Genomic DNA, 11986 nt, shown 5'->3' with positions numbered 1-11986 from the left:
ATGTTCGTTGAGTGGCAGAAAACCGTGCCGCTCAACGCGATTTCGGTGTTTTTTCTCGTTGAGCGGCAGACAAGACGACCGCAGAGACAGTTCTTGAAATACTGGCTGTTGCAGAATCGTTGGAAAATAGCCATTTTGACAACATGTCAAAAAGGTGATGGGGTGGCAATGACGCATCGTCGTGCCGCTCAACGCCAAAAACACTGAAAAATGCGTTGAGCGGCACAACCGGACGGCACGGCTGAGGTAGCGCGGCCGAGCGGCACATCGGACGCAACATCCCCCAACAAAACGGAGCGGGGGGGATGGCGATCACCGCTGGAACCGGAATCAACCGGAACCAGCGGAATGATCAGACGGAATCAGTCGGAAAGAAGGCCCGTCAGCAGGCCAGCGCCGCCACCGGGCGAGGCGCGACGACGACCTCGTCTCCGGTCGCGAGCCCGGCCGGCAGCTCGTTCGCCGGCAGCTGCACGGTGACCTTAAGCTGCTCGCCCTTGTTCCAGTGCTGGTACTCGCCGGTGGAGATCTCACAGTCCACGCGCGCGACGGCACCGAGGAAGTGGATCACCTCAACGCGGGCGTGCTCGCCCACCTTGGAGGAGGCTTCGCCGGCACGCACGAGCGTCAGGTTCTCCGGGCGTACGAGCACCGTGACCAGATCGCCCTTGCGGGAGTTCGGCAGCAGCGGGACGCGCTGGCCGAAGACGACCGCCTCCTCGCCGTTGGAGACGCCGGGCAGACGGTTGGTCAGGCCGATGAACGTCGCCACGTATTCAGTAGCCGGACGCTGGTAGAGGTCCTGCGGAGCGGCGATCTGCTCGATGCGGCCGTGGTTCATGACGCCGATGCGGTCGGCGACGGCAAGCGCCTCCTCCTGATCGTGGGTGACGAACACGGTGGTGGTACCGGTGTTGAGCTGGATGCGGCGGATCTCGTCGCGCAGCTGGACACGCACCTTCGCGTCGAGGGCGGAGAGCGGCTCGTCGAGCAGGAGCACGCGCGGCTTGATTGCGAGGGCGCGGGCCAGGGCCACGCGCTGCTGCTGACCGCCGGACATCTGCTGCGTGTACTTGGTGGCCTGATCGGCGAGGCCGACGAGTTCGAGCTGCTCCATCGCGATCTTGCGGCGCTGGTCCCTGCCGACGCCACGCACTTCGAGGCCGAATTCGACGTTTTCGACGGCGGTCATGTGCGGGAAGAGCGAGTAGGCCTGGAACACCATGGCCATCTCGCGCTTGTTGACCGGCACGCCGGTGACGTCCTGACCGCCGACGAGGATGCGGCCGCCCTGAATGTCCTCGAGACCGGCGAGGGAGCGCAGTGCGGTGGACTTGCCGCAGCCGGAACCACCGAGCAGCACGACCATCTCTCCGGGCTTGATGTCGAGGTTGAAGTCGTCGAGCGCGCGGGTGGTGGCACCCGGGTAGATCTTGACAACGTCCTGCATCTGGATGCCACCGCCGCGGGTGGTGGAGTCCTTGAGCAGGGCCTTGGCGGCCTTGGTCACGTCCTTGCCGCGCACGCCTTCGAGCGTGGCGGTCGGATCGTTCTTGAAGGCGTCCTCGGCCTGATCGGCCGAGGCTGCGCTGACGTTCTGTTCTGCGAGTGACATGGGAGTTACTTGCCTTCCTTGGTTTTGGCCACACGCTCGGAAATCAGGTCGAGGGCGACCAACAGCACCACGCCGAACAGCAGAGCAAGCAGCGACATGGCGGTGGAGATCTGGGAGTTGGACTGGCCGAGCTGGTAGAGCGCGACCTGCAGGTTCATACGGCCGAGCAGCGAGGCCACGGTGTATTCGCCGAGCACGACGGCGATGGAGATGAAGCTGGCGGACAGGATCGACTGCCACAGGTTCGGGATGATCACGCGGAAGAACACCTTGGGCCAAGAGGCGCCGAGCGAGCGGGATGCCTCGACAAGGGTCTTCACGTCAATCGAGTTGAGTCCGACGGCGATCGCGCGGAAGGCGAACGGCATGACGAGCACGACGTACGCGAAGCACAGCCAGATCGGGTTGGTGTCGAACACCTGGGAGCTCAGCCAGCGGTAGATCGGGCCAAGGCCGACGACGAGCACGATCGCGGGGATGGTCAGCGGCAGGGTCGCGACCCATTCGATCGCGCGTTCGAGCGCCTTGGATCGGATGTGCACGATCACCATGGTCGGCACCATGAGCAGCAGCATGAGCACAACGGTCACAAGGCACAGGCCGAGCGAGGCGCCAAGGCCCTGCCACAGCACGGTCAGGTCGGCGCCGAGCGATTCGCCGTTGCCGGTGAAGATCGCGATCCACGGCGCGGCGGACCAGCGTCCGGACAGCGGGTGACGCAGCGTGAAGACGAGCATGGAGATCAGCGGCACGAACAGGAAGGCGAGCGTGATGAACAGGATCACGAACTTGATGACGCTCTGCTTGCGGATGCGCGCGGCACGCAGCTGCGGCGGCTTGGGCCCGGTCGACTCAAGCGTTTCGGGTGATTTCACTGCCAACGTCCGGCCCTCTTTTCCACGGCGTGGCTCAACAGCATGACGATGGCCACGACGATGATCATCGCGAATGCCAGCACCTGGGCGAAACCCTGCTGGTTGGGGTCCATCTCGTTGCGCATCGCGCCCTGGATCATCAGCGGCACGAGGATCGAGCGCTGGGAGAACAGGGCGGCGGCCGTCGCGTACGCGGAGAACGCGGAGGCGAACAGCAGCAGGAACGCGGAGATGAATCGGGGGGCGAGGATCGGCAGGGCCACGCGCGTCCAGTACTGGAACGTGTTGCCGCCGAGCGACTCGCAGGCCTCACGCCACTGCGGGCGGATCGAATCGACCGCGGGCAGGAAGATGATGATCATCAGCGGGATCTGGAAGTAGCAGTACACGGTCACGAGGCCCGGCAGGGAGCTCAGCCAGTTCGGGTTGACGGTCAGGCCGGTCACGGTCTTGATGAGCATCGTGCCGATGCCGTTGATGCCGATTGTCGCGATGAACGCGAACGCGAGCATGACGCCGCCAAACTGGGCGAGCACGGACGAGATCGCGGAGACCATGCGGCGCAGCAGACCGTTCGGCTTGGAGCCGATGACGAGCGCGTAGGAGGCGAGTCCGCCGACCACGGCACCGATCACCGACGAGGCGATGGACACGAGGATCGACGTGACGAACGCGGAAACGGTGTTCGCCTCGAACAGCTTGTTGAAGTTGGCGAGCGTGAATCCGCCGTCACGCGTCTGGAACGCGCCGATGATGACGATCACGGTGGGGGCGAGCAGGAAGCACGCCGTGTACGCGAAGAACGGGATGGTCACCGCGAAGGTGCCCAGTTCCTTGCGATGCCGCGCAATGGCGGACGATGAGGAAGTAGCGGAAGGGCCCGCCGGCTTGGCGGCGGACCCGTTCTGTGCGATTGCTGCAGTCATGGTGATTGCGTCTCGCGTGTGATCAGTGATGATCGGTGATCTGCGATTACCCGCGGATCAGTTGCCGATCGTCTTGTCCCAGTTGTTCTGGAGCCACTCGGTGATGCGGGTGGCGTCATCGTTGGTGTAGGAGACCGGCTTGCCTTCGATGGTGATGGCGTCCTTCAGGGTGTCCTGATCGACGGTGCCATCTTCCTTCATGGAGGAGAGCAGGACCGGGTTGGCGCCGCCCTTGAACCACAGGTTCTGGGCTTCGGCGGAGTACAGGTACTCCTCCCACAGGCGGGCGGCCGCCGGGTGCGGGGCGTCCACGTTGATGGCCTGGTTGTAGTAGCTGACGACCTGGGCCTTCGGGAAGGTCTTGTACTCCCAGTTGACGCCCTTGGACTTCAGCTCCTTCTTGTAGGAGGCCTGGTTGTAGGTCCAGTCCATGACGACGCCGGTCTGGCCGGAGTCGATGGTGCCGTTGGTCACGTCGACGGTGGTGAGGTTGCCGGCGTCCTTGAGCTTCTTGAAGAAGTCGAGGCCGGGCTGGAGGTTGTTGATGTCGCCGCCGGCCAGCTGGTTGATCATCAGGTAGCCGTTGAAGGCGGCGCCGGCCTCGGCGGGCTTGCCGTTGAGGGCGACGGTGCCGGCGAACTTCGGGTCGAGCAGGTCCTCGAGCTTGTTGATGTCGCCGTACTTGTCCTTGTTCCAGCCGATCGACATGATGCCGGTGTAGTCGGCGTAGTAGGCGCCGTTGGCGTCCTTGTTCTCAGCCGGGATCTTGTCCCAGGCCTGCACCTTGTACGGAGCGAAGGCGTCGGTGGAGGTGGCGGCGATCTGCTGGCCGACGTCGAAGACGTCCGGCGCGGCGTCGGTGCCCTTGTTGGTCTTGGCGGCGTCGAGCTCCTCCTTGGAGGAGGCGTTCGGGTTGAGCTCGGTGACCTTGATCTTCGGGTACTTCTTCTTGAAGGTGGAGATGACCTCACCGTAGTTGGACCAGTCGTGCGGCAGGGCGATGACGTTCAGAGCGCCCTCCTTCTCGGCTGCGGCGACGAGGTCGTCCATGGCGCCGAAGTCGGACAGGGAGGTGGCCTTGGCGGACTTCTGGTCAACGGTGACGGACTTGCCGGCGGACTGCTGGGAGTCGCCGTTGGAGGAGGCGCTGCTCGAGCCGCAGGCGGCCATCGAGAACGCGAGCACGGTGGCGATGGCGCCAGCCGCAAGCTTACGCAGGTTCTTCATTCGATTTTCCTCTTTACTCAACTAACCTCTAGGGAGTCGGGGCTTTCATTCGCGCTGTATTCACGCGGCCCATAATTCCAAGGCAACAAGCTACGGCCGCTATCTGTCGCGACACCGGACTGCCGGTGAACATCGCGCGACCTTGCGCGACACCTCGATGAATTTCAGAAAACTACAAGTGAACTGTGACAGCTACGTCATTTTCGTCACTTTTTCGTGAGGACTCTTCCGGCTGTTATTTTCAGTTCCAGCAGTGGCCGCGGGGGATGGCGATTCTCTGTTCGCGACACACTCAAGGCCGTTCGGCCAAGCCTACGGTCCCGAACAGGGAATCGCCATCCCCCGCTCGTTACGCACAAACGTTACGTTTTCTGCCGCTTCCGCTTCCCCGCTACGTTTCGCGACGTCCCCACTCAACGGAGCGAGGGGCGGCGATATTCTGTTTTGGACCGTAAAGACTTGGCCCATTGCGTTGCGCGCAATCGTCGCAGCACAGCTGCTCCCCTCGCCTACGGACAGTCCGCCGGACTGTCCGCTTCACGGCTCAGCCCGGAGCGTGTCCAGAATAGAATATCGCCGCCCCTCGCGGCCACCGATAAGAGCCGGTAAAGGGTCAGCGCGAAACGCTAGCGCAGCACCCCTTCGATGAGGCGCGTGATCAGCTCGGTGTAGCTCACGCCGGTTGCGTCCCACGCCTTGGGGTACATGGAGATCGGCGTGAATCCGGGCATCGTGTTGATCTCGTTGACCATCACGGAGCCGTCGGGCTGCACGAACGTGTCGACGCGGCTCAGGCCGGCGCCGTCGACCGCGACGAACGCGCGGCGGGCCACGTCGCGCACGTCCTCGAGGACGCTGACGGGCAGGTTGGCCGGCACTTCGACGTGGCTGGCGGTGGCGTCCATGTACTTGGAGTCGAAGTCGTAGAACTGGTCGTCGTCGTTGTGGTCGAGGACGATCTCGCCCGGCCAGCTGGCTTCGGGTTCGTCGCCCGGATGCGCGCACAGTACGGCGCATTCGATCTCGCGGCCGTCGATGCCCTGCTCGATGAGGACCTTCCAGTCGTGCTTGCCGGCTTCGGCGATGGCCGACCCCAGCTTCTCGATCTGTTCCTCACGCGTGCGCGCTTCCTCGACCTTGGTCACGCCGAAGCTGGATCCGGCGCGAGACGGCTTGACGAACAGCGGGTAGGTGAGTCCCGCCTGTTCGACCTGCTCCAGCGCGGCCGCAGGCTTGACGGTACGCGCGTCGACCATGACGCCGGGCGCGGTGGGGATGCCGGCGGCAGCGAGCACGACCTTCGTGTAATGCTTGTCCATGCAGGCGGCGGAGGCGAACACGCCGCAGCCGACGTACGGCACGTTCATCATCTCGAGCAGGCCCTGCACGGTGCCGTCCTCGCCGTACGGCCCGTGCAGCACGGGGAACACGGCGTCGATGTGGCCGAGCGATTCGAGCGTGCCGTCGGCGTTGCGCGCGAAGAAGCCGTCCTGCCCCAGAGCCACGTCGAGCACGACGTCGCGCGCGCCCGCGATCTTTTCGACGACCGGCAGCGTACCGCCGTCGAGGTTCCAGCCGCGCGGGTCCTCGCCGTCGACGATCCACTTGCCGTCCTTGGTGATGCCGATCGGGATCGCCTCGAACCTGTCGGTGTCGAGCGCGCCCAGCACGCCGGCCGTGGAGATGCAGGAGATCGAATGTTCGTCGGCCCTGCCGCCGTACAGCACCACGATGCGCTTCTTGGCCATGTTCCTTGTTGTTCCTTTCGTCGCCTTCCGGCCTCGTGCCGGATCGGCCGGTCGGTGTCGCCCGCCCATTGTCGATTACGGTTGCCCGGTTGCCCGGCCCGTTTCTGTCCGTCGTCGATTATCGTCCGTCATGGGACGACGGTCCAGCGGACGCGGGGTTTCTCCACAGATTACCCGGCGACAGTTTCGCGTCGATGGCGCGCGGGCCTCACTCGGCGGTGACCTCGCGGCCGAACAGCTGGGAGAGCATGTCGGCGCAGGAGATGCCCTCGTCGAGCACGCGGCTCATCGCGTAGGCGAGCGGCGTGGGCACGCCGAGTTCGTCGCCGAGCGCGACGACCGCTCCGGTGGTGGGCACGCCTTCGGCGACGCCGTTGCTCACGCGGGTCGCCTCCTCCTTGCTCAATCCCTTGCCAAGGTTCGAGCCGAACGTGTAGTTGCGGCTCAGAGGCGAACCGCACGTGGCGATGAGATCGCCCACGCCGGCGAGTCCGGCGAAGGTCTTCGGGTCGGCACCGGCCGCCTGACCGAGGGCGGTCAGTTCGGCCAGTCCTCGCGTCTCGATCATCGCGGCCGTGTTCTCGCCGTATCCGGCGCCGCGGGCCATGCCGACGGCGAGCGCGACGACGTTCTTGAGCGAGCCGCACATCTCCAGTCCGATGACGTCGGTGGTGACGAACGCCTTGAAGTAGTCGGTGGTGCAGGCCTGGGCGACCTTCGTCGCGTTGTCGATGTTCTCGCAGCCGACGACGGTGGCGGAGGGCTGGCGAAGCGCGATCTCCTTGCTCAGGTTCGGGCCGGAGATGGCGGCGAAGCGTTCGGCGGGCAGGTCGAGGGATTCTCGCACGACCTCGTCCATGCGCTTGTTCGTGCCGCGTTCGATGCCCTTCATGAGGCTCACGACGATCGCGTCATCGGGGATGAGTCCCTTGAAGTCCTCGAGTGCGACGCGGGCGAACTGCGCGGCGATGGCGACGACGACGATTTCGGCGTCCTTGACGGCTGCGGCCTTGTCACCGGTGGCGTCGATCGCGTCGGGCAGATGTTCGATGAACGGCAGTCGCACTTCGTTGCAGTGACGTTCGTGGATGCCTTCGACGATTTCAGGCTCGCGCGCCCACATCATGACCTCGTTGCCGGCGTCGGCTAGCACCTGGCCGAAAGCTGTACCCCATGCGCCCGCGCCCAATACCGTGATTCTCATACGTGTTCTCCTTACTTCTTACGCGCTATTTCTCCGCTGGCAGCGGTTTGCGGCTCATCGTGCGATAGTCCCAGTATCCGGCTTCGGGGAACCGTTCGCCGCGGATCTCCTCGAGCTGCCTGTTGAGCTGGCGGAAGATGCGCCAGTTGAGCGCGTCCACCGCCTCGGCCGGCGGCTCGTCGCCCCACGAATCCATGTCGGCGAGCAGGTCGGAGTAGTCGAGCTGCGGCCCGTAGTACATGACGACGTTCTTACGCGGCCATGGCCACCAGTGGTTGATCGACGCCGCGCCCCAGGTCGCCGCGCAGAACAGCGGCACCTGAGCCCCAAGCCTGCGGGACGCTTCGAGCGCGATGAACGCGGCGCCTTCCTTGGTGCTCATCACCCATTTCTTCGGGTCACGCGTGACCGTGCCTTCGGGCCAGACGGTCAGCGGGCGGCCGGAGGTGAGGATGTCGATCGACGTCTCCTCGATCTGCTTGGCCTTGCCGGAGTGGCGCTGGACCGGCTGCATGCCGACCAGCTGGAACCATTTGCCAATGACCGGCCATTTGGCCATTTCAGCCTTGGCCATGTAGCGCGGGCGGCGGCCCATGTGGAACAGGCTCGCCATCGGCACGAACACGTCGAACATCGTCACATGCGAGGCTGCGGTGATGAACGGGCCGTCCTCGGGCACGTGCTCGAGCCCCCATGCGCGCGTTTTGCAGCTGGCGCGGAAGACCACGTCGACGCCGGTGAGCAGTCGCTTGGTCGCTTTCGGGTTCTGCGCATTGATCTCGGCGACGTTGGCCTTGCGGTCGCGCCCGGTCGGGAAGTCGTGCATCGGATCGACGAGATGATGCCGCTCGGCGAGCTCGGCGACCCTCGCATTGCTTAAGGGTGTGACCGCGGAGCGCGGCGACGGTTTTCCTTTGGATGCCATGCGCCTTATTCTACAGTCCCTTACAGCGACTTGTTCTCATTAACGAAAGTGTGAGGATTGACGATCCGTCAATCGCACACCAATACTCCGTTTTCCGCGTGATTCCGCGGTTTTGACCCGATGTGCGATTGTGCGGAAACGTGCATTTGGCTCACACGTTTCCTATTGAGAATGATTCGCTGCAAAACGCCCAGTATACATACCGACCGTCGGTATGTATACTAGATGGTCAAGGAGGCACGCATGGCACGCAACAAGCACCCGGAACGCACCCGCGCACGCATCCTCGACGTCGCGAAGCGGCTATTCCTCACCAAGGGGTATGACGGCACCACGATGCAGGACATCGTCGACAGCCTCGGCGACCTGTCGAAAGGCGCGGTCTACTACCACTTCAAGTCGAAGGAGGCAATCCTCGACGCGCTCGGCGAGGAGGACCAATCCCGCCATGACCCCACGGCGATCAACGACACGGGGCTGACCGGATTGGACAAGCTGCGTGAGGCCTTCCGCCGTTCCGCGGCCGACAACGAGCATATGCGTCTGATGAACATGGCCTATCCCGCGATGCACGATCCGAAGCTCCTGGCCGCCAATCTCAAGGTCTGGCGTACCCAGGTCGCCGATATGTTCGAGGCGATGATCCGCGAAGGCGTCGCCGACGGCTCGATCGACACCGCATACCCACGCGAGGCGGCGGAACTGCTCGCCCTGTTGACCAACTACTGGCTCGTCCCCACGTTCTACCCGGCGACGGCCGACGAACTGCATCACCGCGTCGAGGCTCTGGCCGCGGTATGCACCGGGTTGGGCGTACCGATCCTCGACAAGGATCTCATCGAAACCGTCTCCCGCGGATACGCCGCCCTGATCTGATCGGACACCCCTCATGAACCCGAATACCCATCTTATTTCACGCGATTTCATCCTACTGGTCGCCGGTCAGGGCATCTCCCTGTTCGGCAATCTCATGCTCCGGTTCGCGATGTCGATGTGGGTGCTCGACGAGACCGGTTCCGCAACGGTCTTCGCGTCGATCCTCGCGGTCTCGATCGTCCCGACCATCATCCTCTCGCCATTCGGCGGCGTGCTCGCCGACCGCATGAACCGCCGCACGATCATGGTGGCACTCGACGCACTCTCCGGCGTGCTGGTGCTCGCGTGCGCGCTGCTCTTCGCCACGATCGGCTTCAATATGATCGCGATCGCGGCGATGCAGGTGGCCCTCGCCGTGCTCGGCGCGTTCGAGACGCCGACCGTGCAGGCCGCGCTCCCCCAGATGTACCGCAAGTACGGCCAGTCGACGCTGCGCCGGGCGATGGCGGTCGTCAATCAGACGCAGCAGCTCGGCTCCCTGCTGCCGAGCTTCCTCGGCGGCGTGCTGTACGCGATGTTCGGCATCCATCTGATGATGGCGATCACGATCGCGAGCTTCGCCGCGGCCGCCCTGCTCGAATGCTTCATCCGTCTCGGCGCGCCCGACCGCGGCGACGAGGAACTGCCGACGCCACTCGAGGACCTGAAGGCCGGCGTCCGCTTCCTCACCCATGACCGCCCGAACGTGTTCCGGCTGGCGTTGTTCGTGGCTGGACTGAACTTCATCGTGATCGGGTATTCCGCAGTCGGATTCCCGTATACGATCCGCACGGTGCTCGGGTTCGACTCGACCGTCTATGGTGTGGCCGACGGGCTGGTGGGTGTGGCCGGAGTCGCGGGCGCCTTCATCGCCGGACTATTCGCGGCGAAGCTCACGATGCGGCATATGCCGGTGGCGTTGGCCGCGTTCGTGCTGCTGCTCGTCCCGCAGGGAGTCGCTTTCCTGCTGCCGATCGGCGCGTGGGCGCAGCTCATCGTACTGGTGGCGTTCACCTGCGGCACGATGGTCGCGACCTGTTTCACGAACCTCATCACGATTCCGGCGATCCAGCTGAGCACGCCGGAGGCGATGACCGGCAAGGTCATGGCAATGCTCTCCGCGCTGGCCATGTGCGCCCAGCCGCTCGGACAGATGGTGTACGGCTGGGCCTACGACCGGTTCCCCGTCGCCGTGGTGCTGTTCGCCAGTGCCGCTGCGATGGCCGTGCTCACCGCGGCGATGGTGCCGCTCGCCCGCAGATTCGACGAATAACGCCTCCGATCAGTCGATGTCGGCGCCGAGCTGGTGCAGCTTGCCGCGGAAGTCGGCGTAGCCGCGGTCGATGAGCGAGATGCCCTGCACGTTGGACGGGCCCTTCGCCGCAAGCGCCGCGATGAGGTGTGAGAATCCGCCGCGTAGATCCGGCACGTCGATGTCGCGGCCGGTCAGCGGGGTCGGTCCGAAGATCACGGCCGAATGCTTGTAGTTGCGCTGCTGGAAGCGGCACGGCAGGGAGCCGAGGCACTCGCGGTACAGCTGGATCGTCGCACCCATCTGCACGAGCGGCTTGGTGAAGCCGAAACGGTTCTCATAGACGGTCTCGTGCACGATCGACAGGCCGTTGGCCTGCGTCAGGGCGACGACCAGCGGCTGCTGCCAGTCGGTCATGAAACCGGGGTGCACGTCGGTCTCGATGGCGACCGGGTGCAGGTCCCCACCCGGGTGCCAGAAACGGATGCCCTTGTCCGTCACGTCGAACTGGCCACCGACCTTGCGGAACACGTTGAGGAAGGTGATCATCTCGGGCTGCGTGGCGCCCTTGACGAAGATGTCGCCGTGCGTGGCGAGCGCCGCGGAGGCCCAGGATGCGGCCTCGATGCGATCGGTGAGCGAGGTGTGCGTGTAGCCCTTGAGCTCCTTGACGCCCTCGATGCGGAACGTGCGGTCCACGTCCACGGAGATGATCGCACCCATCTTCTGCAGGACGCACACGAGATCCATGATCTCGGGCTCGGTGGCCGCGCCGGACAGCTCGGTCTTGCCTTCGGCGAGCACGGCGGCGAGCAGCGTCTGCTCGGTGGCGCCGACGGACGGGTACGGCAGGTGGATCTTCGCGCCGTGCAGACCGTTCGGCGCGGTGATGTGGATGCCGTCCTTGTGCTCCTTGTCGACGTTCGCGCCGAGCTTGCGCAGGGTCTCCAGATGGAAGTCGATCGGACGGCCGCCGATGTTGCATCCGCCAAGCGCGGGGATGAACGCCTCGCCGAGACGATGCACGAGGGGGCCGGAGAACAGGATCGGGATGCGCGAGGAGCCGGAAAGCGTGTCCACGTCGGCCACGTCGGCCAGCTGCACGTGCGAGGCATCGATGGTGACGATGCCGCCCGCGCCGTCCACGTCCACGTCCACGCCGTGCAGGCGCAGCAGATCGGAGACCACGTGAACGTCGCGGATCTCGGGCACGTTCTTCAGCACCGACTTGCCCGGTGCGAGCAGTGCGGCGACCATCGCCTTGCTCACGAAGTTCTTCGCGCCACGCACCTTGATCGTGCCGTTGAGGGGCTTACCGCCCTCGACATGCAGCACATCGTTCTCGTTCTCGCCCACGAC

11 protein-coding genes are annotated in these 11986 nt (G+C 64.7%); 3 read left to right on the top strand and 8 right to left on the bottom strand.

What is annotated here, in order from left to right; all coding sequences use genetic code 11:
• Positions 1–207, top strand: a 207-nt coding sequence (locus tag BW11_RS11645) for a hypothetical protein (RefSeq protein WP_219909192.1), incomplete at its 5' end; no start/stop codon positions are given.
• Between the two features lie 175 nt (positions 208–382).
• Here the strand turns inward: BW11_RS11645 and BW11_RS02340 are convergent.
• The 7 genes from BW11_RS02340 to BW11_RS02310 all read right to left on the bottom strand — a co-directional run bounded on the left by BW11_RS02340 (position 383) and on the right by BW11_RS02310 (position 8520).
• Positions 383–1615: an ABC transporter ATP-binding protein gene (locus BW11_RS02340; protein WP_107044835.1), complete on the bottom strand. Its 1233-nt coding sequence runs from the start codon at positions 1613–1615 to the stop codon at positions 383–385.
• Between the two features lie 5 nt (positions 1616–1620).
• Positions 1621–2496 carry an ABC transporter permease subunit gene (locus BW11_RS02335; protein WP_258184513.1) on the bottom strand — a complete coding sequence of 292 codons (876 nt, stop codon included), beginning with the start codon at positions 2494–2496 and terminating at the stop codon, positions 1621–1623.
• A complete protein-coding gene (locus BW11_RS02330) occupies positions 2487–3416 on the bottom strand; it encodes an ABC transporter permease subunit (protein ID WP_107042450.1) in 930 nt (309 codons plus the stop codon). Before BW11_RS02330 ends, BW11_RS02335 begins: the two co-directional genes overlap by 10 nt.
• A gap of 57 nt (positions 3417–3473) precedes the next feature.
• On the bottom strand, positions 3474–4643 hold the full coding sequence (locus tag BW11_RS02325) for an ABC transporter substrate-binding protein (protein WP_043164687.1): 1170 nt from the start codon (positions 4641–4643) through the stop codon (positions 3474–3476).
• A 626-nt stretch (positions 4644–5269) separates the two neighbouring features.
• The gene (locus BW11_RS02320) at positions 5270–6391 is read right to left on the bottom strand and encodes a D-alanine--D-alanine ligase family protein (RefSeq protein ID WP_043164688.1); all 1122 of its coding nucleotides are present in this window, start codon (positions 6389–6391) and stop codon (positions 5270–5272) included.
• Positions 6392–6599: 208 nt separating this feature from the next.
• The gene (locus BW11_RS02315) at positions 6600–7595 is read right to left on the bottom strand and encodes an NAD(P)H-dependent glycerol-3-phosphate dehydrogenase (RefSeq protein ID WP_043164689.1); all 996 of its coding nucleotides are present in this window, start codon (positions 7593–7595) and stop codon (positions 6600–6602) included.
• 25 nt (positions 7596–7620) lie between these two features.
• On the bottom strand, positions 7621–8520 hold the full coding sequence (locus BW11_RS02310; protein WP_043164691.1) for a 1-acyl-sn-glycerol-3-phosphate acyltransferase: 900 nt from the start codon (positions 8518–8520) through the stop codon (positions 7621–7623).
• Between the two features lie 243 nt (positions 8521–8763).
• On the opposite strand from BW11_RS02310, the gene BW11_RS02305 reads away from it, so the two are divergent.
• Entirely contained in the window at positions 8764–9396 is a 633-nt protein-coding gene (locus BW11_RS02305) for a TetR/AcrR family transcriptional regulator (protein WP_140444580.1), read from the top strand.
• A 13-nt stretch (positions 9397–9409) separates the two neighbouring features.
• On the top strand, positions 9410–10648 hold the full coding sequence (locus BW11_RS02300) for an MFS transporter (RefSeq protein WP_043164694.1): 1239 nt from the start codon (positions 9410–9412) through the stop codon (positions 10646–10648).
• A 9-nt stretch (positions 10649–10657) separates the two neighbouring features.
• Here BW11_RS02300 and murA read toward each other — a convergent pair whose 3' ends face one another.
• Positions 10658–11983: a UDP-N-acetylglucosamine 1-carboxyvinyltransferase gene (gene murA / locus BW11_RS02295; protein WP_043164695.1), complete on the bottom strand. Its 1326-nt coding sequence runs from the start codon at positions 11981–11983 to the stop codon at positions 10658–10660.
• Positions 11984–11986 lie beyond the last annotated feature (3 nt).

The organism is Bifidobacterium sp. UTCIF-38 (assembly GCF_006454495.1).
Classification (GTDB): Bacteria; Actinomycetota; Actinomycetes; order Actinomycetales; family Bifidobacteriaceae; genus Bifidobacterium; species Bifidobacterium callitrichos.
This window is presented reverse-complemented; position numbering and strand designations above follow the sequence as displayed.

Bases quoted from the DNA above. Each gene is read 5' to 3' on its own strand.
- BW11_RS02300 (WP_043164694.1), top strand. From the start codon at position 9,410: ATGAACCCGAATACCCATCTTATTTCACGCGATTTCATCCTACTGGTC.
- BW11_RS02310 (WP_043164691.1), bottom strand. From the start codon at position 8,520: ATGGCATCCAAAGGAAAACCGTCGCCGCGCTCCGCGGTCACACCCTTA.
- BW11_RS02305 (WP_140444580.1), top strand. From the start codon at position 8,764: ATGGCACGCAACAAGCACCCGGAACGCACCCGCGCACGCATCCTCGAC.
- BW11_RS02340 (WP_107044835.1), bottom strand. From the start codon at position 1,615: ATGTCACTCGCAGAACAGAACGTCAGCGCAGCCTCGGCCGATCAGGCC.
- BW11_RS02325 (WP_043164687.1), bottom strand. From the start codon at position 4,643: ATGAAGAACCTGCGTAAGCTTGCGGCTGGCGCCATCGCCACCGTGCTC.
- BW11_RS02315 (WP_043164689.1), bottom strand. From the start codon at position 7,595: ATGAGAATCACGGTATTGGGCGCGGGCGCATGGGGTACAGCTTTCGGC.
- BW11_RS02320 (WP_043164688.1), bottom strand. From the start codon at position 6,391: ATGGCCAAGAAGCGCATCGTGGTGCTGTACGGCGGCAGGGCCGACGAA.
- BW11_RS02330 (WP_107042450.1), bottom strand. From the start codon at position 3,416: ATGACTGCAGCAATCGCACAGAACGGGTCCGCCGCCAAGCCGGCGGGC.